Origin of the sequence: Reyranella soli, assembly GCF_007992495.1 — a bacterium.
Taxonomy (GTDB): domain Bacteria; phylum Pseudomonadota; class Alphaproteobacteria; order Reyranellales; family Reyranellaceae; genus Reyranella; species Reyranella soli.
Window position 1 is genome coordinate 21,797 of record NZ_BKAJ01000076.1, and the last position, 25,632, is coordinate 47,428.

24 protein-coding genes are annotated in these 25,632 nt (G+C 66.8%); 8 read left to right on the plus strand and 16 right to left on the minus strand.

Translation table 11 applies throughout. The features are described 5' to 3' along the window. Positions 1 to 6: 6 nt before the first annotated feature. The 3 genes from RSO01_RS21920 to RSO01_RS21930 are packed head-to-tail and all read right to left on the minus strand — an operon-like array spanning position 7 to position 5,780. A complete protein-coding gene (locus RSO01_RS21920) occupies positions 7 to 2,973 on the minus strand; it encodes a virulence factor SrfB (protein WP_147151595.1) in 2,967 nt (988 codons plus the stop codon). 32 nt (positions 2,974 to 3,005) lie between these two features. Then, positions 3,006 to 4,505 (minus strand): SrfA family protein, encoded by a 1,500-nt coding sequence (locus RSO01_RS21925; protein WP_147151596.1) that lies wholly within the window; start codon positions 4,503 to 4,505, stop codon positions 3,006 to 3,008. 9 nt (positions 4,506 to 4,514) lie between these two features. Next, positions 4,515 to 5,780, minus strand: coding sequence for a hypothetical protein (locus RSO01_RS21930; protein WP_147151597.1), 1,266 nt, complete (start codon positions 5,778 to 5,780; stop codon positions 4,515 to 4,517). 348 nt (positions 5,781 to 6,128) lie between these two features. On the opposite strand from RSO01_RS21930, the gene RSO01_RS21935 reads away from it, so the two are divergent. Continuing rightward, complete coding sequence (locus tag RSO01_RS21935; protein ID WP_147151598.1) at positions 6,129 to 6,581, plus strand: hypothetical protein; 453 nt, start codon at positions 6,129 to 6,131, stop codon at positions 6,579 to 6,581. Here RSO01_RS21935 and RSO01_RS21940 read toward each other — a convergent pair. Together RSO01_RS21940 and RSO01_RS21945 are read right to left on the minus strand one after the other, a co-directional pair. After that, positions 6,543 to 7,178, minus strand: coding sequence for an NrsF family protein (locus RSO01_RS21940; protein ID WP_147151599.1), 636 nt, complete (start codon positions 7,176 to 7,178; stop codon positions 6,543 to 6,545). The two genes, RSO01_RS21935 and RSO01_RS21940, sit on opposite strands and share 39 nt — an antisense overlap. Beyond that, positions 7,175 to 7,717: a sigma-70 family RNA polymerase sigma factor gene (locus RSO01_RS21945; RefSeq protein ID WP_246158665.1), complete on the minus strand. Its 543-nt coding sequence runs from the start codon at positions 7,715 to 7,717 to the stop codon at positions 7,175 to 7,177. Before RSO01_RS21945 ends, RSO01_RS21940 begins: the two co-directional genes overlap by 4 nt. Positions 7,718 to 7,857: 140 nt before the next feature. Between RSO01_RS21945 and bufA2 the strand changes: the two genes are divergently transcribed. Together bufA2 and RSO01_RS21955 are read left to right on the plus strand one after the other, a co-directional pair. Then, positions 7,858 to 8,091 carry a BufA2 family periplasmic bufferin-type metallophore gene (bufA2, locus tag RSO01_RS21950; RefSeq protein WP_147151600.1) on the plus strand — a complete coding sequence of 78 codons (234 nt, stop codon included), beginning with the start codon at positions 7,858 to 7,860 and terminating at the stop codon, positions 8,089 to 8,091. Positions 8,092 to 8,164: 73 nt separating this feature from the next. Next, positions 8,165 to 8,641, plus strand: coding sequence for a DoxX family protein (locus tag RSO01_RS21955; RefSeq protein ID WP_174825945.1), 477 nt, complete (start codon positions 8,165 to 8,167; stop codon positions 8,639 to 8,641). Positions 8,642 to 9,224: 583 nt separating this feature from the next. On the opposite strand, the gene RSO01_RS21960 is transcribed toward RSO01_RS21955, so the two are convergent. The 7 genes from RSO01_RS21960 to RSO01_RS21990 form a co-directional block, all read right to left on the minus strand. Further along, positions 9,225 to 10,007 carry a heme ABC transporter ATP-binding protein gene (locus RSO01_RS21960; RefSeq protein WP_170303257.1) on the minus strand — a complete coding sequence of 261 codons (783 nt, stop codon included), beginning with the start codon at positions 10,005 to 10,007 and terminating at the stop codon, positions 9,225 to 9,227. Further along, a complete protein-coding gene (locus tag RSO01_RS21965) occupies positions 10,004 to 11,035 on the minus strand; it encodes a FecCD family ABC transporter permease (RefSeq protein ID WP_147151601.1) in 1,032 nt (343 codons plus the stop codon). Before RSO01_RS21965 ends, RSO01_RS21960 begins: the two co-directional genes overlap by 4 nt. Positions 11,036 to 11,242: 207 nt before the next feature. Continuing rightward, the gene (locus tag RSO01_RS21970) at positions 11,243 to 12,115 is read right to left on the minus strand and encodes a heme/hemin ABC transporter substrate-binding protein (RefSeq protein ID WP_170303258.1); all 873 of its coding nucleotides are present in this window, start codon (positions 12,113 to 12,115) and stop codon (positions 11,243 to 11,245) included. Further along, positions 12,112 to 13,161: a hemin-degrading factor gene (locus RSO01_RS21975; protein WP_147151603.1), complete on the minus strand. Its 1,050-nt coding sequence runs from the start codon at positions 13,159 to 13,161 to the stop codon at positions 12,112 to 12,114. The genes RSO01_RS21970 and RSO01_RS21975 overlap by 4 nt, the downstream gene beginning before the upstream one ends. Before the next feature lie 15 nt (positions 13,162 to 13,176). Next, positions 13,177 to 13,899 (minus strand): energy transducer TonB, encoded by a 723-nt coding sequence (locus RSO01_RS21980; protein ID WP_170303259.1) that lies wholly within the window; start codon positions 13,897 to 13,899, stop codon positions 13,177 to 13,179. 59 nt (positions 13,900 to 13,958) lie between these two features. Further along, positions 13,959 to 16,280 carry a TonB-dependent hemoglobin/transferrin/lactoferrin family receptor gene (locus tag RSO01_RS21985; protein ID WP_147151605.1) on the minus strand — a complete coding sequence of 774 codons (2,322 nt, stop codon included), beginning with the start codon at positions 16,278 to 16,280 and terminating at the stop codon, positions 13,959 to 13,961. 112 nt (positions 16,281 to 16,392) lie between these two features. Beyond that, the gene (locus RSO01_RS21990; RefSeq protein WP_147151606.1) at positions 16,393 to 16,593 is read right to left on the minus strand and encodes a hemin uptake protein HemP; all 201 of its coding nucleotides are present in this window, start codon (positions 16,591 to 16,593) and stop codon (positions 16,393 to 16,395) included. 93 nt (positions 16,594 to 16,686) lie between these two features. On the opposite strand from RSO01_RS21990, the gene RSO01_RS21995 reads away from it, so the two are divergent. Next, a complete protein-coding gene (locus tag RSO01_RS21995) occupies positions 16,687 to 17,184 on the plus strand; it encodes a hypothetical protein (RefSeq protein ID WP_147151607.1) in 498 nt (165 codons plus the stop codon). Then, positions 17,181 to 17,429, plus strand: a complete 249-nt coding sequence (locus RSO01_RS22000) for a hypothetical protein (protein ID WP_147151608.1) — start codon at positions 17,181 to 17,183, stop codon at positions 17,427 to 17,429. Before RSO01_RS21995 ends, RSO01_RS22000 begins: the two co-directional genes overlap by 4 nt. 160 nt (positions 17,430 to 17,589) lie before the next feature. Here the strand turns inward: RSO01_RS22000 and RSO01_RS22005 are convergent, their stop codons facing one another. The 4 genes from RSO01_RS22005 to RSO01_RS22020 form a co-directional block, all read right to left on the minus strand. After that, positions 17,590 to 19,482: a potassium transporter Kup gene (locus RSO01_RS22005; protein ID WP_147151609.1), complete on the minus strand. Its 1,893-nt coding sequence runs from the start codon at positions 19,480 to 19,482 to the stop codon at positions 17,590 to 17,592. 165 nt (positions 19,483 to 19,647) lie between these two features. After that, positions 19,648 to 20,145 carry a GNAT family N-acetyltransferase gene (locus RSO01_RS22010; protein ID WP_147151610.1) on the minus strand — a complete coding sequence of 166 codons (498 nt, stop codon included), beginning with the start codon at positions 20,143 to 20,145 and terminating at the stop codon, positions 19,648 to 19,650. A gap of 7 nt (positions 20,146 to 20,152) precedes the next feature. Further along, complete coding sequence (locus tag RSO01_RS22015; protein ID WP_147151611.1) at positions 20,153 to 22,048, minus strand: potassium transporter Kup; 1,896 nt, start codon at positions 22,046 to 22,048, stop codon at positions 20,153 to 20,155. A 131-nt stretch (positions 22,049 to 22,179) separates the two neighbouring features. Further along, positions 22,180 to 23,070: a TorF family putative porin gene (locus tag RSO01_RS22020; protein WP_170303260.1), complete on the minus strand. Its 891-nt coding sequence runs from the start codon at positions 23,068 to 23,070 to the stop codon at positions 22,180 to 22,182. A gap of 398 nt (positions 23,071 to 23,468) precedes the next feature. On the opposite strand from RSO01_RS22020, the gene RSO01_RS22025 reads away from it, so the two are divergent. From RSO01_RS22025 to kdpA, 3 genes are all read left to right on the plus strand, one after another. Continuing rightward, the gene (locus tag RSO01_RS22025) at positions 23,469 to 23,648 is read left to right on the plus strand and encodes a hypothetical protein (protein WP_147151613.1); all 180 of its coding nucleotides are present in this window, start codon (positions 23,469 to 23,471) and stop codon (positions 23,646 to 23,648) included. A 131-nt stretch (positions 23,649 to 23,779) separates the two neighbouring features. Then, a complete protein-coding gene (gene kdpF, locus RSO01_RS22030) occupies positions 23,780 to 23,869 on the plus strand; it encodes a K(+)-transporting ATPase subunit F (RefSeq protein ID WP_147151614.1) in 90 nt (29 codons plus the stop codon). Positions 23,870 to 23,892: 23 nt separating this feature from the next. Continuing rightward, positions 23,893 to 25,620, plus strand: a complete 1,728-nt coding sequence (kdpA, locus tag RSO01_RS22035; RefSeq protein WP_147151615.1) for a potassium-transporting ATPase subunit KdpA — start codon at positions 23,893 to 23,895, stop codon at positions 25,618 to 25,620. Positions 25,621 to 25,632: the final 12 nt, after the last annotated feature.

Below are 25,632 nucleotides of genomic sequence, written 5' to 3' on the forward strand. Positions count from 1 at the left end.
TACGCGTTACCCGGTCTTGAGCATGCCCGTGTCGAGCCAGTAGCCCTCTCGACGCGGCAGGGTTTGCAGACGAAGCGTCAGGCGATCGAGCGCCACGGCACGGCCGTCGCGGTTGGTCACCTGGCGCAGGCGGAAGCGCTCGACGTCACCCGAATCCTTGTCCTTGGGCTTCACCCGGGCCAGCGCGATCTTGAACGGCGTCTCGCGCGCATGACGCTCGGCATATTCCGGCTTGGCGAACTCCAGAGCGTAAAGACGCGCCGCCGGCCAGCGCACCAGGTCGATCTGGCGCGCACCGAGCCACATGGGCCCGCGGAACTCGAAGGCGATCTCCGGCAGCTCGTACTCGCGATTGTCGAGATCGACGTCGCGATAGACCAGGTCCTCGCGCTGCAGGCGGCCACCGCCATCGAGCTTGCCGATGAACTTGGCAATGCTCTTGGAGCGCAGGAGATCGGAGCGGAAGGAGAAGTCGGGAAGCTGGGACTGCGCCAAGGCGGCAATCATGGCGCCGACCGCCACCGTGGTCTTGGGATCCTCCACGCGCAGGCGGGCATCGCGGAACGGGTACCAGGCGCCGACTCTATATTCGTGCAGCGAGATCACGCGTTCGGGCGGCAGCGGCAGGAGCTCCATCACCAGGGACCGGATGCCGGGCAGGCGCGAAGGCCGGCCCGACAGCAGCAGCACGTCGCAATCGTAGGCGTGGACGATCTCGGCCAACGGCGCCAGCACGCGGCCCATCTCGGCGCGCACCGTCTTGTCGATGCCCGGCAGGTCGACCGGGAACACCGTGGCCTTGAGGTCGAAGCCCTTGGCGCCGCGCTTGCGGGCGGCTTCGTTCACGAAGGTGACGACTTCCTCGGAAGGCTTGGAGCCGTTGGGGAAGAAGGAATCGTAGCCACGCGGCTCGGCCGCCACCACGCCCGAGGTCGGGTCGTAGTCCTCGGCGGCGCGCATGAATTCCAGCGCGATCGGATGGGCGACCTGGAGCGCGAACTGCTGGCGCAGGTTGCGCTGGATCACGTCCTCGCCGCCGCGATCGCCGCCCAGGAGCTCGGCCATCAGGTCGGTGGGGTTGGCGATGCCGGCGGCGCGCATCGCCGCCTCGACCGGCGGCAGGACATGGCCCTGCACGACGCGCAGCAGGATGTCGTCGCCCGCGACGTTGAAGCCCTCGCGGAATTTCTGCTCGGGGAAGAGCGTGACCGACGTGCCCGCGCCCTCGAGGCCGTAGGAGTTGATGATCAGATCGGTGGTGCCGCCACCGACATCGATGCTGGCGATCGAGAGCTTGCCGTCGAACTGCTTGCCGCGCGGCTTGGCGGTGACCTGGAAGAAGCGGCGGGCATCGCCGCCGAAATTGCGCGCCACCTCGGTGTAAAGATAGACGAGTTGCGTGCAGGAGGCCTCGTCCCAATCGGTCAGCACGCGCGGCGCCGGCGCTGCGGGATCGTCGAGCTTCCAGCCCAGCATCATCCACACGAGATCGCGCGCCGCCTCGGCGCGCTTGCGGAAGATCAGGCGCTCGGCCAGCGGCATGCCGGTCGGCAAAGTGAGCACGATGCGGCGCAGCCGGCGCGGCGTCTCGGCATGGGCGCGACGACCGCGCTGCTGCGGCGAGTTCATGAGCGTCAGTGCCTGCAGCAGCACCTCGCTCAGCACGAAGGTCATGATCGAGGAGCGCGAATAAAGCGGCTCGAACACCGGCAGATGATCGGCGCTGTCGGCCTCGGGCTCGACCAGGTGCAGCGGCTCGCCCTTCTGGTTGACCAGCTGGGCCATCGGACCGGCGGCGGCGGGCATCGCCGTCTGGTCCTGGGCGTAGGCGATGTTGAAGCGCCATTCACGGGCCTGCGGTTCCTCGTCCCACAGGTAGCGCTTGGGGCTCGACATGCCGGTGTTGCCCTCGGTGCCGCGACGGCGCGCGGCCAGCCGCGTCGCCTCGGGGCCGACACGAGTCATGGTCGGCCAGACGAAGGCATCGGCGCGGCCGCCCAGCCGCGACAGGTGGTTCTTGCCGAACCAGGCCTGGGCAAACTCGACGCGCGATTCGAACGGCTTGGTATGGACGACCTCGGGATGGGAGAGGTCGCGCAGCGCGAGCTCATAGGAGTCGTTCAGGTTGACGCCCAACTCGCCCGCCGCCTCGATCAGGAGGCCGCAGGTTCGCGAGTTGCCGACATCGAGCACCAGGTCGACCTCGATGGCGCCGCGGCCCGGTCGCTCGGCATCGCCGACCAGCTTGATCGGCGGGAAATGAACGGCGTCGGCCAGCAGCCCGAGGAAGGCGAGATAGCGCGCCACCGCTTCCTGCGGCTTCTGCTTGATGTCGCCCTCGATCTCCTCGAGCGTGGCGCGCGGATGCAGCTCGCGGAACAGCTCCTCGAGCCACTGCGTCATCCAGCTCTGGCGCAGCAGCCAATGGTTGGCGCGCTGTTGCGGTGCGAGCGCGAACAGCGCGCCCGATGTCACGTCCTTGGGCGAGGGCGCGAGATAGGCGCGGCCCTCGGCCTCGGCGATCAGACCGGTATCGAAGGCGAGCACACAGCGATAGCGATGGCCCTGCTCGTCGCGATAACCCGCGCCATAGCGTGCCTCGAGATCGACCACGCGCACGCGCGCCCAGTCGGCCGGGCCTTCGCGGAACTGGTTGTTGGGCCGCACCTGCAGGAACGGCACCGGCACCCACTTGTCGAGGAAGGGCGCCAGCGCGTCCTTGGCGGTGACCACGAGGTTGGGCTCGGCGGCGCGGCGGCGGCCGTTCTCGACCACCTCGTACTGGCCGCGCACCTCGTCGAAGTCGAGCTGGACCAGGTCGTCGACGACCTTGTTGGTGGCGGCGTCATGGAAGCCCCATTCCCGCACCTTGAGGCGCACGGGGTCGAAGCCGAAATCGAGGAACTGAATACCCGAACGGGCGATCAGCGTCGTCGGGCTGGGATAGCTCGGCAGGCGGGCAAGGTCGCTCATGTCAGGTCAAAATGTGCCACAAATCCAAGGAGTCAACGGCCGAACTGGACGTTGTAGCTGCGATTGTCACCCGGTTGACTCCCGGTGCACTTGGCCACGCCGTCTTGGCCGACTTCGCAGTTTACCGTATTACGGGCATAGGTCTTGCCGTCGGCACACTTGGGATTGGCCTTTTCCTCGATCACGAGCTTGGAACCGTCCCAGCGCGCCTCGGCCGGCGCCTCGCAGGTCGTGCCGTTCTTCTGCACGAAGCTGACCTTGCCCTTGCCCTTGTCATCCAGATTGTAGTTGGGCCTGAGGTCACGTTCGCCGGTGGCCGTGGCCAGCCCGGTGCGCGAGCGCCAGTCGCCCTTGAGGAAGGCGAGGTCGCCCTTCTGCTTGGCTTCTGGCGGCACGGTCATGGGCTTGGGCTCGTCCTTCTTGGGCCCATCCTTCTGGGACTCGTCCTTGCCGGCCATGTTCTTGTCGTTGCCGCCCTTGTCCTGAGGCCCCTTATCCTGAGGACCCTTGTCGTCAGGGCCCTTCCTGTTGCCCTTGTCGACGTTCTTGTCGTCGGGACCCTTGCCCTGCGGCTGGTCCTTGCCCGCGTTCTTGTCGGCCACGTTGACGTCGGCTCCGGCCGGCGGCGCGTCTGGGGCGGCGCTGCGCTCGATCGGCGCATTTGAATCGGCGACAACGACACCGCCCGGCACGACGATTGCGGCCGCGCAATCGCCGCCGCGGCGTGCCGCCTCGTTGGTGAGACGGGCGAGTTCGAGTCGCAGGTTCTCGTTCTCCTGCTGCAAGGTGTCGGAGCGCGCCTTCTGCAATTCGACCGGCTGGCGCACGGCGAGGCTCAGCGCCCGGTCGCGCGCCTCGGCCTCGAGCCACGGCTCCAGGTGCGGCAGATAAGGCCGCACCAGCCAGGCCATCAGCGCCAGCAACAGCAGCAGCAGTGCGGCCAGCAGCAGCCACTGCCACCACACCGAACGCGTGCCGGCGGCGACGACGGCAGGCGCCGAAGCCATTATGGCTTCCGGCATCGGCTGCGGACGAACGGCCGCGCGCGGCGAAACAGGCGGGCTCGCCAGGAAGACGCCGGGCAGGTTGGCGTCGGCCGAGAAGCCCCAGAAGGTCATCACCGGCTTGCCGTCGACGACGTAGAGCGTGTCCTCGCCGGGCGCTGTCAGCGCGTGGCGCAGCAGGCGGGCGAAGTTGCGCTCGGCGGTCGAGCGCTGTGGCTCGTCCATCGAATCGGCGAGACCGGTGATCTCGCCGTGCAGGCGATGGACCTCGCTCAGGATCGCCTGGCGCTCGCCGTCGTCGAGCTCGGCGAGCTTGCGGGACTGGCCTTCGAACGGCGCGTACCAATCGATGCGCTGGCCGGTCGGATCGACTTCGGGAATCGCGAGCAGGTCGGCGTGACGGCGCGACAGGCGCTGGGCGATGGCCGTGCGCAGCTGTCCAGCGGCGCGCCACACCGGGTCGCCCGCAAGGCCCAGCGCGCGATAGCGCTGCAGCGGTTCACTGACGAGAAGGGGACCTGCGGCCATCCTGGATCCTCAGCGGGGGCAGACCATGGCGTACGTCCAGCGTGTACCCCACATCTCCCCTGTTACGATGACGTCGACCGAATAATCCCCGGGAACCGGGTTCCAGTTGAACCCGAAGCCGCCGCGTCCGCTGCGCGGCCCGCCGGTGCCGGCGATGTTCTGGCCACGATACATCACTTTGATGTCGTCGGGCTTCACATACAGGTTGTAGTTGATCGCCACGAAACCGGGCCTGTCACCCAGATAGTGTCGGTTGCGGGTGACGCCCTCGCCGCCCGAATCGCCTGACCAGTTGCAGGGAAGCTGGCCTGGCGGCGGCCGGTTGACCGGCGGCGCGGGCGGGGCCTGTGGTGCCGCGGCCTGCTGTTGCGGCGGTGGTGGCGGCGGGGGCGGTGGCGCCTTTGCCACCGGCGGCGGCGGTGGAGGCGGCGGCTTGGGCGGCTCGATCGGCTTACACATCGCCACCTTGTCCTTGAGCTCTGCCTCGAGCGCGGCGAGCTCGGCCTTGAGCTTGCCCTGGTCGGCCTGCTCCGAATCGAGCGAGGCCTTGAGGAGCGGCGTGGGATCCGGCGGAGCCTCCGGCGCGGGCGGCGCGGGCGTCTCCAAGGTCGCGATGTTGAGCGAGGGATCGACCGGCGCACAGGCGCGCAACAGCCACGAAGTGATCAGGAGCAGCAGCAGGAGCAGCAGGCCGAACAGCAGGGCGCTCAGCCACGGCGCCCAGGCAAGGCGGGCGGGCAGCAGGGCGGCGGGCGCGCTCGCCATCACCGCAGGCGAGGGCCTCACTGGCGCCGGCACCGGCGGTGGCGCGAAGGAGGAAAGGCCTGCGACAGCGTCGGCCTCGTAGCCCCAGGCGGCGATCACCGGTTCGCCATCGACCAGGAAGATGAAGTCGTCGGACGGACGCGCCGTGGAAAGTTCGAGCGAGCGGCCGATCAGGCGCGCCTCTTCGCTGCCCGTCGACTCCTTTAGCACCGCGCCCAGCGAGCGGATGGCGGCGAGACGTGTCTCCACCGTTTCCAGGGTGGCGGCGCGCTCGGTCTCGCTGAGATCGGCGAACCGGCGGACCTCGCCCGAGCGGGCGGCGTACCAGTCGATGCCGTCGCCACCCTCACGCAGCTGCGGCTCGGCCAGAAGGTTGGCAGGTCCCTCGCCCAGGCGTCGGCGGATAACGGCCAGCAACTGCCCCGCCACGTTGTGAAGGGCATCGCCGCGTACGCCGAGCGGCCGTACGCCCAATCGTGTCGTCAGGATCAGTGTAGGGCGGTCGCCCATGGCCTTCCGATTGTTGTTTTGAGGCCCCATAACGCCCACGGAATCCGGCGGGTTTATGACGGATTCGACATTGATTCGCGGTGGATCACTGGGCCCCCAAAAGGTTGCGGGTCGATGGTCGACGGAGGCGACAATCGAGGACTGGGATCGAGCTCGATTTTCGCCTCCGAATCAAAGCCTAAGTCATTGTACCATCTTCCTGTTTTGTCGCTGCCGGCGACCGTTGCGTGTCCGCTGAATGGGGACATCCGCGACAATCGCCATTGCCGTCCAAATCACGGTCCTTTGTCATAACTATAATAACTGAAGTGCTATTCGTAGCCAAGCGATTTCGCGTACAGTGGCGGCGTGGGGCTGCACTGGTTCATCGATTCGCGCCAGCGCCTGATCGTCCTGACGGTCGAGGGCCCTCTCACGCGCGCCGAGATCGACGGCATGCTCGATGCCGTGATCGGCGCCAAGGCCTTGGGTTACCGCAAGCTCGTTGACGCGAGGACGGGCAGGCTCGCCTTGGGCGCGATCGACCTGCTGGCCATCGGCGCGAGGGTCCGGAGCCTGCATGCCGGTTCGGTCGGCGCCGCGGCCATCGTCCTGCCCGGCGGCATGTCGCGGGACGACGAGCCGGAGGATGCGCCGACCTTGGTGGCACGGCTCATCGGCATCCTGGCGTCGGCGAAGAGGCCGCTTCGGTTGTTCAAGGGCGTGGGCGCCGCCCGGCGTTGGCTCGATGGCCTGCCGGCTCCTGTCGCCGGAGGCCCGCGCCTACCAGCGCAGCAGGCGGTGACCGACGACGGCGCCTAGCGCGATGACGGGCAAGGCGGCGAGCGCGTACCAGGTGACGACGAACAGCGGCGAATCGTCGAAGCAGTGAAAGGCGTAGAGCGCGGCCGCGGCAGCGGCGGCCAGCAAGCCCGCCGCGCCACCGGCGAGCGCGGGCGAGGCGGGAGCACCCGCACGCAGGATCGCGAGCACCGCGGCCAGCGGCACGATCGCCAGCGCCGGTATCGCGACCAGGCAGACCATGGCATTGCTGCCGACCAGCCGGTTCGACCAGGAAACGCTGGGCAGGACCGAAAGCTCGATCGCAACCGCGAGGACGGCGAGCGCCGCGAGCGGCAGCAGCAGCCGGCCGGGTTGCGCCGGCGCCACGGGACGCGACAGCACGATGCACAGGCTGAAGGCCAGCCCCAGGGCCAGCAGCACCAGGCCGACCTTGAGGTCGAACCGCCAGGTACCGAGCGCCGGCTCGATATCGGCGCGCACGCCGAGAGTGGCGAGGAAAAAGGCGAACGACACGAGGCCTCCCGCCAGCAGTGCCGCCGCCAGCGCCCAGCGCAGCGGCTTGCCGCGTGGCGCGTGGTCGGCGACCAGGGCGTCGATCAGCTTGTCGGTCTTCATGGTCGGTCTCGCCGATAGGCAACGGCCAGCGCTTTCAACGCGCGGTGAAGGGTGACGCGGACGGCGCCCTCGCTCATGCCGAGCTTTGCCGCAACTTCAGCGGCGCGCCGTCCTTCCAGGGAAATCTCCTCGACGATACGGCGCTGGCGTTCGGGCAGGCCGGCCAGCAGCGCGCCGGAGTCCACCGCGGCGTCGGGATCGACGGCAACGGCGATCTCCTCGGCGTAGTCCTCGATATCGAGGTGATCATGGAAGCCGCGCCGGCGCAGATGATCGACCAGCTTGTAGCGCGCGATCGCGCGCAGCCACGGCTCGATCGGCTGCGTCTCGTCCCAGGTGTCGCGCTTCAGATGCATGGCAAGCAGTGCCTCCTGAACGACATCCTCGCTGTCGGCCGGGCCGCGTCCCGCCGCAATCAATCCGCGGCGCACGACGGCGCGCAGCCACAGCGAGACATGGCCGAGCAGCCGTCGATAGGCCTCATCGTCACCCTGCCTTGCCCGGCGCATCAGTGCGGAGAGATCGGTCGGGTTGGACAACGAGCTCGGTCTTTCACGTATTCGTGTGCGGGGAGCGAAACATTACACCAATAAATCCACGCGCCGTCTGTAACGTAGAAGCCTGACGCTGCGAATGACCACATGCGGGCTCGTTGGCCCGCCCAACCAGGAGGGTCTCCATGAACAAGCGTATGCTGATCGCCAGTGCCGTCTCGGTCTTCGCTGCCACGAGCTTTGCGTCGACGTCTTTCGCAGCCGGCGTGAAGTGCGGCGCCTCGAACGCCTGCAAGGGCCAGAGCGCCTGCAAGACGGCCAACTCGGCCTGCAAGGGCCAGAACGCCTGCAAGGGCCAGGGCTTCACCGAGGCGGCCGATGCCAAGGACTGCACCGCCAAGGGCGGCAAGGTGATGTAAGTCGGACCAGATACGGCAGCGGGCGTTCGCATGCTGCGGACGCCCGCGCCTACGTTAAGCAGGATGCCAGCCTATGAACGCATTGATCACGGTCCTCTACGATTGGCCGCGCCTCGTCGTGGCCTATCTCACCTGGCTGCCGCCGCTTGCCATACGCATCGTTGTCGGCTGGGTGTTCCTGTGGACGGGTTGGCAGAAGCTCAACTTCCTGCCGCGCATGATCGAGAACTTCCGCGAATGGGGCATCCCCGCGCCGGAGATCCTGACGCCGGTCGCCTCGGGCATGGAGTTCGTCGGCGGCCTGCTGCTGCTGGTCGGCCTGCTGACGCGCATCGTCTCCATCCCGATGATGATCATCATGCTGGTGGCCATCGCCTCGGCCAAATGGGGCGACGTCGATTCGCTGCAGACGCTGCTCGGCTTCGAGGAGATCTCCTACTTCGTGATGTTCGGCTATCTCGCCGTCGCGGGACCGGGGCCGGTGTCGCTCGACCATCTCATTTTGAAGGCGACGCGTTCGCGACGGCCTCCGGCGGACTATGGTGCTTAGACTGATGACCTCACCCTGAGGAGTGGTCCGCAGGACCGCGTCTCGAAGGGTGGGCACGAGCACCGCCTGTGTGTTGCCCATCCTTCGAGACGGCGCCTAGCGCCTCCTCAGGATGAGGTGATCCGACGTTCAGACGTACTGCAGCTGGGGTTGCTACATCACACAAAGGTCACGAGAGCGGCTGCAAACGTGAGTTACCGTGTCCGTGGTGTGTGGAAAGAGGCTCGCACGCGTGGGGTTTGCGGGCCTCCATCGGAACGCGTCTTCAATCCTCAAAGAGTACGGCTTACGCATGACGATTGCCGGGGTCACCCGGCGTGTCGATGCGACTCAATCGGCGCGATACCGGACGCACTCCCCTTGCTTGCAGGAGGAGCCGTCATGAATGCCTCGGAAAGACCATCCAGAAGATGGCAGGTGCTGCTCAACTGTGGCGGCGACTCGAGCTCTACGCGTCGAGCGGAGTTCGACCCAAAGGATCGAAGCGTCTTTTCTCCCATGGTGTCGAAAGAGCAGTACGAAGCCGATCGCCGGCGGGCCCGGCTTTCCGGCATCCCGCGCCCCGCAAGGCAAAGCGCCGCGCTCAGCGACCCAGACTCAGAAAAGCCGATGCTCCGTCTGCTTCAACGCGCACGATAGGCGTCGCGAAGACTGCCGACAGCCGAGCGGGCTCGAGAACGGCATCGCTGTTTCCCAAGGCCGTCACGCGACCCTGCTCCATGATCGCCACGCGATCGGCGTAGCGCGCCGCCATGTTGAGATCGTGCAGCACCGCCAGCACGCCGAGGCCGCGATCGGCGCGGCGGCGGGCGCTGGCGAGCGCGGCATGCTGGTGCGAGAGGTCGAGGCCCGCGATCGGTTCATCGAGCAACAGGAAGGGCGTGCCGGCCGTGTCGGCATCGCATTGGACCAGCACGCGGGCGAGCTGCACGCGCTGGCGCTCGCCGCCCGACAGCACGGTGTAGGGCCGGTCGGCGAAGGCCAGCGCCTCGGTCTCGCCCAGCGCCTTTTCGGCCAGGCCGCGCATCTGCGGCTCGGACAGGCGGTCGCGATAGGCGAGCAGGCCCAGCATGGCAACCTGCAGGCCGGTGAAGTCGAAGGCGACGTTGGAATGCTGTGGCAGCACGGCGCGCCGCTTCGCCAGCTCGCGCTTGTTCCAGCGCGGCAGGGGCTTGCCGTCGAGCAGCACGTGGCCTTTGGCTAGATGCCTGTCGCCGACGAGGGCGCCCAGCAGTGTGCTCTTGCCGGCGCCGTTGGGGCCGATCACGGCCAGGAATTCGCCGGGCTCGACGGTGAGGGAGACGTCGGCGATCAGGGACTTGGCGCCGGCCCGCACCTCGATCGCCTGGGCTTGCAGCGTGCTCACAGTCCCTCCCGCGACGCGCGGCCGGCCAGCAGCCAGAGGAAGAAGGGGCCGCCGACCAGGGCGGTAAAGACACCGATCGGCAATTCGGCGGGCGAGACGATGGTGCGGGCAAGCGCGTCGGCCAGCACCAGGAAGGCGCCGCCGAACAGGGCTGCGGCCGGCAGCAGCGTGCGGTGCGCAGGGCCCAGCAGCAGGCGCACGATGTGCGGGGCGATCAGGCCGACGAAGCCCACCGTGCCGGAGATCGCCACGCCCGCGCCGACAGCCAGCGCCACCTGCGCCACCAGGCGGCGCTTCAGCCGTTCGACATCGACGCCGACGTGGCCCGCCTCGCGTTCGCCCAGCGCCAGGGCGTCGAGCAGGTGCGCGACCGGCAGCAGGGTCGGCACGGCGATGGCAAGGACGATGAGGGCGGGCACGATCGAGGCCCATGTGACGCCGCCGAAGCCGCCCATGGTCCAGAAGATCAGAGTGCGCAGCTGCTGGTCGTCGGCCACGAAGACCAGCATGCCGATGCCGGCCGCGGTCAGCGCATTGATGGCGATGCCGGCCAACAGCAAGGTGCCGACCAAGGTGATGCCCTCGCGCGCCGCCAGCCGGTAGACGACCGTGGTCGATATGAGGCCGCCGCCGAACGCGGCGACCGGCAGCAGCCAGGGCCTCAGCTCGGGCGGGACGATATGCATCACCTTCTCGCCCAGCACGATCACCGACACGGCGGCGAGCGCCGCGCCGCTCGACACGCCGAGCAGGCCGGGATCGGCCAGGGGATTCCGGAACAGGCTCTGCAGGGCCGCACCACCTGCGGCCAGCGCCGCGCCGACGCAGAACGCCGCCAGCACGCGCGGCGCGCGGATGGCGTAGAGCACCATGGACGTCGTGTCGTCGATCGGTTTGGCCGACAGGCCAAGTGCCGAGAGGAGGTCGGCGAAGCCGACCGGAAAGGCGCCGACGCACAGGCCACCGACGATGCTGGCGACGGCGGCGAGAGCGAAGAGGGGGATGGGGCGTTTGAGGGTGAGGGTCATGGAGCGATGGCGAGGGGTGTTACGCCCTTCATGTTCCTCTCCCTTTGGGAGCGAGGTTCATCATGTCGTCCTGAGCGCAGCGAAGGACCTCATCGCCGTTTGCTACCGGCATGAGATCCTTCGCTGCGCTCAGGATGACAGAAGAACCTCGCTCCCAACGGTGAGAGGAGCATGAAGGAGGGGGAGCAAGAGGCGTCTTCGGAAGAATCAATTCGCCTTCGCCAGTTCCGGATGCAGTGCCGCGGCGAGCTCGGTCGCGGCCTGCGGCGTGCGCGGGCCGAAGCCCAGCAACAGCAGGATATCGAACTGCAGGACCTTGCCGGCGCGGCCGGCGGGCGTCTGGCGGATGGCCGGCTGGTCGAGCACCTTGTCGACGCCGCCCAGGGATTCCACCGACTGGCGCGGCATCAGGATGTAGTCGGCGCGCGAGGCGATCACTGCTTCGGGCGTCAGCGGCCGGTAGCCGGCATAGCCGTCGATGGCGTTGACGCCGCCGGCGAGACGGATGATGCCGTCCGCCGCGGTGTCGCGGCCTGCGGCCTGCGGGGCGCCGCCGCTCATCGACATCAGGAACAGCACGCGCGGCTTGTTGGGCGTCGACGCCAGGCGGTCGGACAAGGCCTTCATGTCCGCCTGGCCGCGCGCGATCAACGCGTCGGCTTCGGCGGCCTTGCCGGTGGCCTTGCCGACGGCCTCGATCTTCTTGACCACGCTGTCGTAGTCGTAGCGATCGGGCAGGATCACGACCTCGATGCCCGTGGCCTTGAGCTGGTCCAGCGTCGAAGCGGGTCCCGCGCCCGTGGTCGCCATGATCAAGGTCGGCTTCAGCGACAGCACGCCCTCGGCCGAGAGCGCGCGCATGTAGCCGACCTGCGGCAGCGACTTCGCCTGCGGCGGATAGAGGCTGGTCGTGTCGACGCCGACCAGCAGGTTCTCCGCGCCCAGCGCATAAAAGACCTCGGTGAGCGCGCTGCCGACCGAGACGATGCGCGGCGCCTTCTGCTGCGCGCGTAGCGGCGATGCGACGAGCGCCGCCAGTCCGAGGGCGGCGGCGCCGCGCCGACCGATAGTCCAGCTCACGACGCCGCCTGCTTCTCGATGCGCGCCACGATGCTGCGCCAGGGCTCCAGCTCGGGCTTGCCCTGCTTGCGTTCGCCGAACATGAGCAGGATGTTGCGATTGCTGTTGCAGAACGCCTCGATCGAGGTGACGACGCCGTCGTCGGTCGGCTTGCGCACCGAGAAGACGCGCGCCACGCCCGCCTCGCGCAGGTGCAGGTTGAAGGCGGGATCGAGCACGTTGAACCAGCCATGCACCTCGACCAGGCGGTTGATCGGCCCGCTATGGATCTGGATGCAGCCGCCGCTGCCGACGAAGATCATGATCGGCGTGCCGTCGGCGCTCGCCATCTCCATGGCCGAGCGCAGCGCACGCGACGGCAATTCGCGGGCGAATTCCTCGCCGACCAGGCGCAGCGCCTGGACGCGGCCGACCTTGAACTTGCCCAGCATGCCGAAGAACTCGTGCGTGTCCTTCATCGCCCGCCAGGCCTGGCGCAGGCCCTCGACGTCGATCTCCGAATCGGGACGATCGACCGTCTCCGCTGCGCGCGGAGCGACGGCGAGCTCGCCCGATGCCTCGGCGCGATGGCGCGCGATCAGGGCGTCGAACGCCGTCCGGTCGGTCTCGTCGGTGGCGTAGATCTTGTGCACCGCCTCGCCCGTCTTGTCGAAGAACTGCAGGCTGAGCCGCTCGCCGCTCTTCACGGATTCGCGCACGGCAAAGCCATGCTTCCAGCTTCCCAGGAACAGGCGCAGGTCGATGTCGGGGCCCAGCACCAGGCCGTGCGGTCCCGTAACCTGCACGTCCTCGAAGCGGCCATGGCGCTCGTGCACGCAATGCTCGTTGCGCGTCAGGCACATCACCCGGCCGACCGCGGGCATCTGCGACAGGATCGACTGCCAATCGGCGGCGAGCGGCGTCGCCGTGGTGCCGACGCCGAGCGCCACCAGCTCGGCCTCGCTGACGCCCAGCGTCGCGGCGGCGTCGCGGATGCGCAGCGTGGGCTGCTCGCCGCGCAGGCGGCTCCATCGGGCCGCAAGGTCGGCATTGGCGGACGAGAGCATGAGGGTCTCCTTTGTCTAACGCAGATAAAAACGCACAGGGATCTCGACCCAGGCCGAGACCGGCCGTCCGTCGCGTACGGCCGGCAGGAAATGCCAGCTCTTCACGGCCGCAACCGCGGCGCGGTCGAGCATCTGGTAACCGCTCGGCCGATGCACGACGATCTCGACGGCCGTTCCTTCGGGGTCGAGGCGCACACGCACCAGGACCTCGCCTTGTTGATTGAGCTCGACGGCGCGTGGCGGGTAGGCTGGCGGCGTCGGTGGATGACGATAGCTGGGTTTGCCTTCCCACACGATTGCCGGCGTGGGCAGGAATCCGGCAGCGGCCTGTTGTGCGGCACCCGCGTTACCGAAATTTTGCGACGGCGCGGCCTTCGGCGTCGCCTGCTGTGCCGCTTGTTGCTTTTGCGGTTGTTGTTGCGGCTTGGGAGGGGGCGGCGGCTTGGGCGGCTCGACCGGCTTCAGCTCGGAAAAGTCGACGGGCGGCGGCTCGGGCGAGGGCACGAGCTCGATCGGCGTCACCATCGTCGAGAAGTCGATGGGCGGCGGTTCCTCGGCCGGTGGCACCTCGATTGCGACCTCGCTGGCCGGCTCGTTGGCATCGGTCTTGTCCGAGGGAGGGCCGACGAGCGCCAGCTCGACCAGCAGCGCGGGTTCCTGGGACCCCATGCTGCCCGCGGCGCCGGCGGCGAAAAGAAGAAGGACGGCAGCCCCGTGCAACGCAAGCGACAACGCCATCGGCACGCGCGGGGGGCGTGTCGATGGCGCCGGCAGTCGCTCGGCTGTATGGGCCGGGATTACCATCGTGCCGTGAGGTTGACGCCGAAATAGCGGCCGGGCTGGGCGTAGAGATCGAGCTGCTGGTTGGTCGAGGCGAGCCCGATCACGTCGGCCGAGTTCCAGTACTTGGCGTTGGTGATGTTGAAGGCGCCGGCGTTGATCTTGAAATGGTCCTTGAAGACGTAGCCGACGGTGGCGTCGAGATTGAAATAGGCCGGCGTCTGGAAATAGGTCTGGTTGGAGATCTGGGTATGCTGCGCCGTCATGGTGCCGATCAGCTGCGCCACGAAGCCCTCGTCCGAGCCGTAGCGCACGCGCGCCTGCGTCGCCCATGGGCTGACCGAATCGACCGGCAGGCCGGTGCGCGTGTCGGTGCCCTGGGCGAAGGCGGTCCAGCCCAGCACCGACCATTGCGGCGTGAAGCGGTACTCGCCGCGCGCCTCGACGCCCCAGATCGTCACGTTGGTGAGGTTGACGTACTGGAACTGGGTGATCGGGCCGACCTGGCCCACCGTCACCGTCTCCAGGAAGTTGTTGTAGAGATTGTAGAAGCCGGTGAGCTGCCAGCTCGAGCCGGTCGCATACTTGCCGCGGAAGCCGACCTCGAAGCTGTTGGCCGTCTCGGGCTTGAGGTTGGCGTTGGGCAGGATCTGGTAGAACGAGGCGGTGTTGGTGAAGCCGAAGTTGGCGTTGTCGTAGGGCGGCGCGCGGAAACCGGTCGCGTACTGGAAGTAGGACGAATAGTTGTCCGAGAAGCGGTAGATCGCGCCGAACTTGGGCGAGGCCGAGACGTAGGTGCTCGCCGACGGAACGACGTTCAACGTGGCGCCGGTCGAGTTCCAGAAGTAGCGGTCGGCATTGGGGGTGAGCTGGTAGTAGTCCAGCCGCACGGCGGGCAGCAGGCTGAGCTGACCGCCAAGCAGGGTGATTTCGTCCTGGATGTAGGCGCCGGCCTGGACGGTGTCGGTGTCAGGGAAGTTCTTGTTGGGGAAGGTCTCGCCCGCCACGACCTTGGTGCGCGCACCGGTCGCCAGCGTGATCTGCCAACGATCGCGCGGCCGCGTCGTCGTCGTGTAGGCGAAGGAAAGACCGTAGGTGAAGATGTTGCGCGCACCCCACAGCAGGGTGTCGGTGTTCATCTGCAGCTCGGCGCCGGCGACATTCTGCGTGTAGTAGAACTGCGAGGTGCGGGCGTTGGTCGGGATGGCGCCATTGAAGGCACCGCGCAGCTGGTACGTGTCAGCTTGCGTGTAGACCGAGTTGAAATAGGCCATGAAGTCGATGCGGTCGATGAAACCGATCGGAGCGTTGTGCACCCACTGGCCGCTGATACGGTAAGTCTGGGTGTAGTCCTGGCCCCATTCGTCGAAGATGCGCGCGAACAGGCTCGAGAAGTTGCCGACGCCCGACAGGACCTGGGTGCTCTGCTGGCCCTGAGTGTAGCCGCCGGTGATGCGGATGGTGTCGACGTCGGTCGGCCGCAGCACCAGCTTGGCCAGGAAGTCGTTGTTGTAGAAGCTCGTCGGGTTGGGCCCGAGCGACGACTGCGCCGGATAGAATTCGTGGCCGTCGCGGCGGGTGTAGATGCCCAGAAACTCGACGTTGCCGTCCCTCACCGCGCCGGTCGCGGTCTCGGCGAACTGCTGGTTGGCGCCGGAGTAGGCGCCCTTGATGCTGGCATAGACGTTCTTGCCGCCGATCATGTAATCGCCGGGATCCTTGGTCGTGTAGGCGACCACGCCGCCGATCGCATCGGAGCCGTAGAGTGCCGACGCGGGGCCGCGGATGATCTCGACACGCTTGATGTCCTCGAGGTCGGGCTGCTCGCGCGTATAGGTGCCGGCGCCCTGGTTGGAATCGGGGAAGTCGGGCATGCGCATGCCGTCGACCATCAGCAGCACACGGTTGCCGCCGATGCCGCGAATGAGAAAGTTCTGGTAGCCGGCGCGGAACGGGTTGTTGCCGACGGTGACGCCGGGCTCGTTGCGCACCAGGTCACGCACGTCCTGCATGTTCTCGCGGTCGATGTCCTCGGTGGTGATGACCGAGACGGTGGCCGGCACGTCGTCCAGTGGACGGCGCGTGCGCGTCGCGGCCGTTGTCACGGCGTCGAGCTGCGTCGGCACCGGCTGGCCGGGCGTGACGATGGGTATCGTGGTGGTGCCGGGCCACTGCGAGGCGGGCGGTGGCGGCGTGGTGTTGCCGGTGGCGTTGGGTGCGGTCGGCGTCTGCGCCGCCGGAGCCTGTGCCGTAGGTGTCTGGGCGAAAGTCGGTAGAGCGATCGTCCCGCCGATCGCGGTACTCGCCAGCAAGAGATTGAAAAGTCGCCTGGTCTTCATAGCCAGTGGGCCCCCAAAAAAGGACGCCTGGCTGGCTAGGATCCCCGAAGGATCGGCTGGCTGGGCAGTTTGACCGGAAAGGGATGGCTTTCCGGGGTACGCACTCGTTGATCTACTTCGTGAGGATCAGCTTGTTGGAAGCGGTGATCCTGAGACGATAGGTGTCGGCGCCGTGTCGGATGATCAGTTCGCGCCGGCCTTTCATCAGCGTCGTGCTGTCGACCGGTCCGTCTGTTGCCAGAATGGTTTGCACGATGTCGGTCGTCTCCCCCACGACATCGCCCGGCCGCGTCGCACGCGGTGGTTGGCTCATGGCCTGTCCTATTCCCCTCTTTTTGACTTGCGAACGACTCTCAATCGCATAGAGTCACCGCCTCTGTCAACGGCGTTCAACATTCGGTGAGCCATGGAAAGCACGGCGGAACAAAGGGTTAATACCCTCGAGACCAACCTGCGCACCGGCTGCGGTCGGCCGGGTTGTGCCTGCGGCCTGCCCATCAGCGAGCGCTTCGTGCTGTGGGCGCTGCGTCAATGGCAACAGGATCGCGCACTGCCGGCGGAGGGCTCGGTGTTGCACCAGGGATTCAAGACGGCAGGTGTGCTCGAGGTGCTGCCCGACTTCGCCATCGCCATGGACGCCTTTCTGTTCGGCACGCGCCGCGCGATGGAGATCCATCGTCCGGATTGCGCGAGCGTCAGCCGCGACGAGGCCACCCTGGTGGCCCTGTGCGGCCTCGCACAGGGCGATTTCGACGGGCCGTTTCTCGCCTCACTCGACATCATGATGGCGCCGACGGCCTCGCGGGTGGCGGCGGTGCGGCTGAAAGCCTTCTCCATCGCGCTCGCCAGTGCAGGCCTGAGGCTGGCACCGCCGGCCGGCGATGCCGCGGGGAGGCTCAATTGAGCGACGAGCGTGTGGCCAACCTGCAGCGCGCGATGCGGCTTATCTTGGATGCCGTCGAGGACCTGCCGGCCGAATGCCGCGACCTCGCCGGCAATGCCTTGCTCAACATCACCGCCGAAGCGGTCGTGCAGGACGTCGGCTGCGTCGAAGCCGGCCGCATCTTCGCCCGCCTGGGCGACCTTCTGGCGCGCGGCCTCCAGCCGCCGGCAAGAGAGGCGATCACGCTGAGCGTATTTGACGCGTGATGCTCTTCCTCGTCCTCCCCCGTCTTACGGGGGAGGGTAGGGAGGGGGCAAGCAACGCGGATGATCTCTGAAGTTTCAGATCTGTAATGGGGGGAGAGCTCTGGTGAGGCTTTCCCCCTCCCGTACCCTCCCCCGTATGACGGGGGAGGGGCGTGAGAGGTCAAACCTCGATCCTGCTCCCCAGCTCGACGGTCTGGTTGGCCGGCAGCCCTAGAAAGTCCGTCGAGCTCGCGGCGAAGCGGCTCAGCACCAGGAACAATCGGCGCTGCCAGCTCGGCAGCAAGGGATGCTGGCCGCTCACGACGTTGTTGTGGCCGATGAAGAACGACGTGTGCAGCGGATCGATCGGGATGCCCTGGCCTGCCAGGCCGGCGATGTCGTGGGCGACGTCGGGCTTCTCCATGAAGCCGTAGCACAGCACCGCGCGGTGAATGCCGCTGCCCAGCTCGCGCATCCTGAGGCGGTCCTCCGGCGAGACGAACGGCTCCTCGAGGAGGTGCACGGTCAGCAGGACGACATGCTCGTGCAGCACGCCGTTGTGCCGCAGGTTCTGCATCAGGCTGCTGGAGGCGGCGTCGGAGAAGGTCGTGAGATAGATCGCCGTGCCCTGCGTGCGGTGCAAGCGCTCGGGTTCGATGGTGGCAAGCAGCGTGTCGATCGGCACGGTCCGTTCGCGCTCGCGTAGCTCCACGGCGTGACGGCCGCGATACCAGGTCCACATGGCGATGAAAAGAATGGTGGCGATGGCAAGCGGCACCCAGCCGCCTTCGACGAACTTCGTCATGTTGGCCGAGAACAGCGCACCGTCGACGACCAGCAGCAGGAGGAACAGCGGTACGACCAGCGTCCACCGCCACTTCCAACCGCGCACGGCGAGCGTCAGCACCAGCATGGTGGTGATCAGCATCGTGCCGGTCACGGCGATGCCGTAGGCCGAGGCGATGTCGGGGCCGGTTTGGAAGGCCAGCACGATGCCCAGCACGCCTAAAAGCTGCAGCCAGTTCACGGCCGGCACGTAGATCTGGCCGAACTCGTCGGGCGAGGTGTGCAGGATGCGGGCGCGCGGGCTGACGCCCAGCAGGGTCGCCTGCTGGGCCATTGAGAAGGCGGCCGAGATCGTCGCCTGCGAGGCGATCACCGTCGCCATGGTGGCGACCACGACCAGGGGATAGAGCGCCCAGTGCGGCGCCAGCTTGAAGAACGGGTTGGACGCGGCGGTGGGATCGGCCAGCAACAGTGCGCCCTGGCCGTAGTAATTGGTGAGCAAGGCCGGGAACACCACGATCAGCCAGGCGACACGGATGGGACTGCGGCCGAAATGGCCGATGTCGGCGTAGAGCGCCTCCGCACCGGTGAGCGCCAGCGTGACCGCGCCCAGCGCCACGAAGGCGCCGGCCTTGTGCTTCATGGCGAAGGCGAAGGCATGATAGGGCGACAGTGCCATCAGCACTTCGGGATGCTGCGCGATCTGGCGCGCGCCCAGCAGGAACAGGATGGCGAACCAGATCAGCATGATCGGCCCGAACAGATGGCCGATGCCGCCGGTGCCGTAGTGCTGCATGGCGAACAGGCCGATCAGCACGGCCATGGCGATCGGCAGGATCACTGGCTGGAAGGCGGGCGTCGCCACGTTCAGGCCTTCGACGGCGCTCAGCACCGAGATGGCGGGCGTCAGCAGGCAGTCGCCGTAGAACAGGGCGGCGCCCAGCATGCCCAGGATCGCGTAGACGTTGCGCCGCCGCTCGGAGATGCCGGGCTCGCGCGACACCAGCGCCATCAGCGCCAGCACGCCGCCCTCGCCGTGATTGTCGGCGCGCATGACCACGATGACGTATTTCAGGGTGACGACGATCAGCAGCGCCCAGGTGATCAGCGACAGCATGCCGAGTACGTTGTCGTGCGTCGGCTGCAGGCCGGTGAAATCGCTGAAGCAGGTCTGGACGGTATAGAGCGGGCTGGTGCCGATGTCGCCGAAGACGACGCCGAGCGCCGCCAGCGTCAAGCCGGCCGCCCGCTTCCGGTCGGCGGGCCGCAAAGCGGCCAACGTACTCATACCTGAAGAACTCCCCCGTTCAGCGCGGGCGATTCTGGTCGGCGGGCGTTACAGGTTCAACGGGGAACTTCATTTCTTCCTGACCGCCGGCCGGACCTGCCTGCGCGAAGCCGAAGCGGCTTCGCTTCGGCGAAGGCAGGGGCTGGCGGTCAGGAAGACCAGATCTCAACGGGCTCGTCGGAAAACGCCGCAATTTTCGCCGTGAAAGACGGCATCTCGTTCGTAAGAGAACCCAGCCTTCAGAAGAACACGTTCGGAAGACGTGTTGCCCTTCATGACAATTCCGAGAAGGCTCGGCTCGGAGCACCGCGTTTCCCAGATTTTCACCAGCACCTGGGTGACCTCGGTGGCGAAGCCTTGCCCCCAGGCGCTTCTTGCGAAGGTGTATGCCACTTCCAACTCACGGGTGCCTTCCAACTCCACGTAGCGCAGGCCTGCGCGACCCCTGAACGTTCCGTCGTGCGTCCTCAGCGTCCACAGACCGAGACCATGATCTGCCCAGTGACGCAGGCTGGTCTCCAGGTAATCAGCCGTTGCCGTCGGTGTTCTGACGCCGCCGAGAAAGCGCGACACCTCGCTATCGAGATGGAGCTGCACCAGATCAGGCAGATCCTCGCGCGCGAGCCTCGTGGCGTTCAGTCGAGGCGTCGCGAACCTATCCATTTTGCCGTCAAATCTCGATGCGGCTGCCCAGCTCGACGGTGCGGTTGGCCGGCAGGCCGAAGAAGTCGGCGGCGCTGACGCCAAAGCGGACCAGCACCAGGAACAGCTTCTGCTGCCAGCGCGGCAGGACCGGCCGGGCGGCGCCGACATAGCTGTTGCGGCCGACGAAGTAGGAGGTGCGCATCGGATCGAAGGGAATACCCTTGTCGGTGAGCGGAGCCATGTCGCGCGGGATGTCGGGCTGCTCCATGAAGCCGTAATGTAGCACGACGCGGTGCACGCCTTTGCCGAGATGGCCGACGTCGGAGCGCTGGTCCTGGGCGATGTAGGGCACGTCACCCACCTCGATGGTCAGCAGCACGACATGCTCGTGCAGCACCTCGTTGTGCTTGAGGTTGTGCAGCAGGCAGCCCGGCGCGCTGTCCAAGACGGGCGTGAGATAGACAGCCGTGCCCTGCGGGCGATGGACGCGGCCGGGGCTGATGCTGCCGATCAGGTCGGCGATGGGCAGCGTGGCTTCCTTCTCGACGGCGAGGCCGGCGGCCCGGCCCTTCATCCAGGTCCACATGGTGGTGAAGATCGCGAGCGCGATGACGATCGGCATCCAGCCGCCTTCGTGGAACTTCAGCATGTTGGCCGTGAGCAGCGTGGCGTCGACCACCAGGAAGACGGTGAACACCGGAATAGCGAGCGACCACGGCCATTTCCAGCTGCGCACCGCCAGCGCGAACACCAGGATGGTGGTGACCAGCATGGTGCCGGTGACGGCGATGCCGTAGGCGGCGGCGAGGTTGGTCGACGACTTGAAGAACACCACCAGCCCGACCACGCCCGCCAGCAGTAGCCAGTTCACCGCGGGGACGTAGATCTGGCCGTACTCGCTCTCCGACGTGTGGTCGACGCGGATGCGCGCGCTCAAGCCGAGCAAGGCCGACTGCTGCGCCATCGAGAAGGCACCCGAGATGGTCGCTTGCGAGGCGATGACGGTAGCCACCGTGGCCAGCACGACCAGGGGAAACAGCGCCCATTCCGGCGCCAGCCGGAAGAACGGGTTGTCGATGGCGCTCGCGTCGTTCAGCAGCAGCGCGCCCTGGCCATAGTAGTTGCCGAGCAGCGCCGGCAGCACCAGCCACAGCCAGGCGCGGCGGATGGGGGGGCGGCCGAAATGGCCCATGTCGGCATAGAGCGCTTCGGCGCCGGTCACCGCCAGCGTCACCGCGCCTAGGGCAAACAATGTGACGATGCCGTGCTGGAAGGCGAAGGCGAGCGCGTGGTGGGGCAGGAAGGCCCACAGCACCTGCGGCGCATCGACGATCTGCCGCACGCCCAGGACGAAGATCACGATGAACCAGACCAGCGTGATCGGCCCGAACCAGGTGCCGACGCCGGCCGTGCCGAAGCGCTGGACCGCGAACAGGGCGACCAGGATGCCGATGGAAATGGGCAGCACAACCGGTTCCAGCGCCGGCGTCGCGACTTTCAGGCCCTCGACGGCGCTCAGCACCGAGATGGCGGGCGTCAGCAGGCAGTCGCCATAGAACAGAGCGGCGCCCAGCATGCCCAGGATCAGGTAGAGGCGTCGCCGGCGCGGATTGATCGCCGGTTGGCGCGACACCAGCGCCATCAGGGCGAGCACGCCGCCTTCGCCGCGATTGTCGGCGCGCATGACGACCACGACATATTTCAGGGTGACGATGACGATCAGCGCCCAGGTGATCAGCGACAGGATGCCGAGCACGTTCTCCTGCGTCGGCTGCAGGCCTGTAAACTCACTGAAACATTCCTTCACGGTGTAGAGCGGGCTGGTGCCGATGTCGCCGAACACCACGCCCAATGCAGCCAGGGTGAGAGCCGCCGTGCGCCTCTGCCCGGCCGGCTGTGCCGTCGCTGCTGTGCCGGACATCACCCTGAAACGCTCCCCGTCCAAACCGGCGGGATATTGCGCGGCAGGGCAGGGGGGTCAACGCGAAACTTTACGCTGGGGCAATGCCGAGCGCGTGAAATTCCTATGCGATTCCTATATCGCCCAGCCGGCTAGAAGGTCTTCGAGATGGTGAAGATGGCGCGGGCGTCGCAGTTCATGGTGGCGGCGCAGGTCGATTGGTCGAGGTTGGTGTCTACATAGGCAATGCTGAGATCCACCCCCCACAGCGAGACACCCAGGCCGACCTGCCAATCCCAGTAATTGTTGTAGCCGATGCCGTAGTTGGTGAAGCGCTCGACGTACTGGTTGCCCAGAGTGCCGAACAGCTTGAACGAGACGTTCTCGTTCAGCTTGATGAAGCTGAGTGGCACGATGAGCTGGCCCCACTTGTACCAGGCGATGCCGGAGTTGCCGAAGAAGTTGGGGCTGTAGCGCACGGCGCCCTGGAGCTGGGCGAGGCCGAAATCGTAGCCGACGACCAGGCCGAACTCGTTGAAGTCCTGGAACAGGTTGGAGGGTCCGCCGAGATAGTTGTAGCGGATGTAGCCCAGGTCGAAGGTGAGCTTGTTGTCGAGCGCCTTCGCCCTGAGGCCGGTGATCAGGTCGATCTCCGCGACGGTGGGGTTGGTGTTGCCGAAATAGACGTTGCTGCCCCAGGCGCCGACATAGGCGCTGAGCGGCACCTTCTCGCTGACCGTCGGGGTCTCGTAGGTGAAGGCGGGCTGGATCGCAATCTGGCGCTGGGTCTGCGAGATGCCGCGATACGAATAGTCGGTGGCGAAGGCGAAGGTCGCGGTCCACGAGCCGCCGAACGGCGCCTTCCAGAATTCCTTCGCGGGTGTTTCAGTAGCCTGCGCCGGCCCCTGGCCAGGCGTCGGAGTCTGGGTCTGTGTCTGTGTCTGTGTCTGGGCCTGGCCCTGGTTGGGCTCCTGGGCAGCGGCGCTACCCGCAAGAACGAATCCGACACCTGCCGCCAGCGCGGTCAAACTTCCCCGGTTCATTTGTCGTGCTCCTCGATGGTGCCGCGAGAGAACTACCGCCGATCTTAGGAAGTCCATGAGGAGCGGCGGAGCACGACGTAGGATTCTCATAGGAAGCCTCGCGCGGTCTCAGCTCGATTCATATGCTCGCGCTATGCCGGACGGCGTGGAGACGTCTCGAATTCCTACGTCGTCGGGGCCTCATATCTGGCGAGGAGAGAAACCATGCTCGATCTCGCCCTGTTCTTCGGATTTACGCTCTTGTGCGTGTACATCGCCTACGAGCGTCTCTGTAATCGCTGGTAGGGCCGCGCAACGCGGCGACGCCGGATGCCCGATGATTCCTATGCCATTCCTATGTCCGGTCGGTGCGTCCGCCGTCGATTTCTTATGCCCCCCAGGTCCAGTTTGGGTGCATCATGAGGTTGCCAATTCGTGCTCTGTCGCGCTCGGTCGACACCGACCATCCGGCGCCCTCCGCCACCGGCGATTGTCCGACGCCCGGCGAGGTGCTGACCGAGATCGGCCTGCTGCTGATGATTCACCTCGCAGTGGCGTTTGCCGTCACCGTGACCTTGCGAATGCTCGGGATCGCCTAGACGATCCTGCGTTGCATTTCCCCGAGAGGAAGCAGCCATGCTCGATGTCATCCTGATCGCGGTTGGAGCCGGCACGTTCGTGCTGGCCATCGCCTACGCCTATGCCTGCGAGAAGCTGTGAGGAGCGGCCCATGCTGATCGAATACATCCTGGGCAGCGCCGTCACGGTCGGCCTGCTCGCCTATCTCGTCTACGCCCTGCTGCGCCCAGAACGTTTCTAGGCGGGCGCTTCTGAGGAACGACCATGACTTTCGACGGCTGGATCCAGATCGCCATCTTCTGCGTGGTGGTCACCCTGCTCGTGAAGCCGCTCGGCGGCTACATGACGCGCGTCTTCGCGGGCGAGCGCACCTTCCTGTCACCGGTGCTCGGGCCGGTCGAGCGCGGCTTCTACCGCCTGAGCGGCGTCGATGAGCGCGCCGAGCAGAACTGGGTCACCTATGCCGTCAGCATGCTGCTGTTCAGCCTGGCAGGCTTCATCACCCTCTACGCCCTGATGCGCTTCCAGGCGCTGCTGCCGTTCAACCCGGCCGGCCAGTCGGCGGTCGAGGAGAGCCTCGCCTTCAACACGGCGATGAGCTTCACCACCAACACCAACTGGCAGTCCTACGTGCCCGAGACGACGATGAGCTACCTCGTGCAGATGGCGGGGCTCACCGTGCATAACTTCGTCTCGGCGGCGACCGGCATTGCGCTCGCCATCGCCCTGGTGCGCGGCTTCGCCCGCCGCTCGGCGCGCGGCATCGGCAATTTCTGGGTCGATCTGGTGCGCTGCACGCTCTACGTCCTGCTGCCGGTCTCGATTGTCGTCGGCCTGTTCTTCGTCTGGCAGGGCATGCCGCAGAATCTCGGCGCCTATACCGAGGCGACGACCCTCGAGGGCGCCAAGCAGGTGATCGCCCAGGGTCCGGTGGCGTCCCAGGAAGTCATAAAGATGTTCGGCACCAACGGTGGCGGCTTCTTCAACACCAACTCGGCCCATCCGTTCGAGAACCCCAACGCCATCACCAATTTCGTGCAGATCGTGCTGATCTTCGCGATCGGCGCCGCCCTCACCAACGTGTTCGGCCGCATGGTCGGCGACCATCGCCAGGGCTGGGCGGTGTTCGCCGTGATGGCCGTGCTGTTCCTGGGCGGCGTACTCGTCGCCTACTGGGCCGAGGCGGCGGGCAACCCTGCCATCGCCAAGCTCGGCGTCGATACCGCTCCGTCGGCGATGCAGGCCGGCGGCAACATGGAGGGCAAGGACGTCCGCTTCGGCATCGCCAACTCCGCGCTGTTCGCCGTCATCACCACCGCCGCCTCGTGCGGCGCGGTCAACGCCATGCACGACAGCTTCACGCCGCTCGGGGGCCTGATCCCGCTGTTCAACATCCAGCTCGGCGAGATCATCGTCGGCGGCGTCGGCGCGGGCCTCTACGGCATGCTGATGTTCGCCATCATCTCGGTGTTCATCGCCGGCCTCATGGTCGGCCGCACGCCCGAATATCTCGGCAAGAAGATCGAGGCCAAGGAAGTGAAGATGGCGCTGCTCGCCATCCTGATCCTGCCGTTCTCGATCCTGGGCTTCAGCGCCATCGCGACCGTGGTCAGCGCCGGTCTCGCCGGCCCGGCCAATGCGGGTCCGCACGGCTTCAGCGAGATCCTCTATGCCTATACCTCGGCCACCGGCAACAACGGCTCGGCCTTCGCCGGCATCAGTGCCAACACGCTGTTCTACAACACGACCATCGGTCTCGCGATGTTCATCGGCCGCTTCCTGATGATCGTGCCCATGGTCGCGATCGCAGGCTCGCTCGCCTCCAAGAAGATCGTGCCGGCCTCGGCCGGCACCTTCCCGACCAACGGTCCGTTGTTCGTCGGCCTGGTGGTCGGCGTCATCCTTATCGTGGGCGGCCTCACCTTCTTTCCCGCGCTCGCACTCGGCCCGATCGTCGAGCACTTCGCGATGCTCGCGGGCACCCTTTACTAGAGTCGAGGACAG

Coding starts and splice junctions, on each gene's coding strand:
- RSO01_RS21920 (WP_147151595.1), bottom strand. CDS start 2,973: ATGAGCGACCTTGCCCGCCTGCCGAGCTATCCCAGCCCGACGACGCTG.
- RSO01_RS21925 (WP_147151596.1), bottom strand. CDS start 4,505: ATGGCCGCAGGTCCCCTTCTCGTCAGTGAACCGCTGCAGCGCTATCGC.
- RSO01_RS21930 (WP_147151597.1), bottom strand. CDS start 5,780: ATGGGCGACCGCCCTACACTGATCCTGACGACACGATTGGGCGTACGG.
- RSO01_RS21940 (WP_147151599.1), bottom strand. CDS start 7,178: ATGAAGACCGACAAGCTGATCGACGCCCTGGTCGCCGACCACGCGCCA.
- bufA2 (WP_147151600.1), top strand. CDS start 7,858: ATGAACAAGCGTATGCTGATCGCCAGTGCCGTCTCGGTCTTCGCTGCC.
- RSO01_RS21955 (WP_174825945.1), top strand. CDS start 8,165: ATGAACGCATTGATCACGGTCCTCTACGATTGGCCGCGCCTCGTCGTG.
- RSO01_RS21965 (WP_147151601.1), bottom strand. CDS start 11,035: ATGACCCTCACCCTCAAACGCCCCATCCCCCTCTTCGCTCTCGCCGCC.
- RSO01_RS21975 (WP_147151603.1), bottom strand. CDS start 13,161: ATGCTCTCGTCCGCCAATGCCGACCTTGCGGCCCGATGGAGCCGCCTG.
- RSO01_RS21980 (WP_170303259.1), bottom strand. CDS start 13,899: ATGGCGTTGTCGCTTGCGTTGCACGGGGCTGCCGTCCTTCTTCTTTTC.
- RSO01_RS21985 (WP_147151605.1), bottom strand. CDS start 16,280: ATGAAGACCAGGCGACTTTTCAATCTCTTGCTGGCGAGTACCGCGATC.
- RSO01_RS21990 (WP_147151606.1), bottom strand. CDS start 16,593: ATGAGCCAACCACCGCGTGCGACGCGGCCGGGCGATGTCGTGGGGGAG.
- RSO01_RS21995 (WP_147151607.1), top strand. CDS start 16,687: ATGGAAAGCACGGCGGAACAAAGGGTTAATACCCTCGAGACCAACCTG.
- RSO01_RS22005 (WP_147151609.1), bottom strand. CDS start 19,482: ATGAGTACGTTGGCCGCTTTGCGGCCCGCCGACCGGAAGCGGGCGGCC.
- RSO01_RS22010 (WP_147151610.1), bottom strand. CDS start 20,145: ATGGATAGGTTCGCGACGCCTCGACTGAACGCCACGAGGCTCGCGCGC.
- RSO01_RS22015 (WP_147151611.1), bottom strand. CDS start 22,048: ATGTCCGGCACAGCAGCGACGGCACAGCCGGCCGGGCAGAGGCGCACG.
- RSO01_RS22020 (WP_170303260.1), bottom strand. CDS start 23,070: ATGAACCGGGGAAGTTTGACCGCGCTGGCGGCAGGTGTCGGATTCGTT.
- RSO01_RS22025 (WP_147151613.1), top strand. CDS start 23,469: ATGAGGTTGCCAATTCGTGCTCTGTCGCGCTCGGTCGACACCGACCAT.
- kdpF (WP_147151614.1), top strand. CDS start 23,780: ATGCTGATCGAATACATCCTGGGCAGCGCCGTCACGGTCGGCCTGCTC.
- kdpA (WP_147151615.1), top strand. CDS start 23,893: ATGACTTTCGACGGCTGGATCCAGATCGCCATCTTCTGCGTGGTGGTC.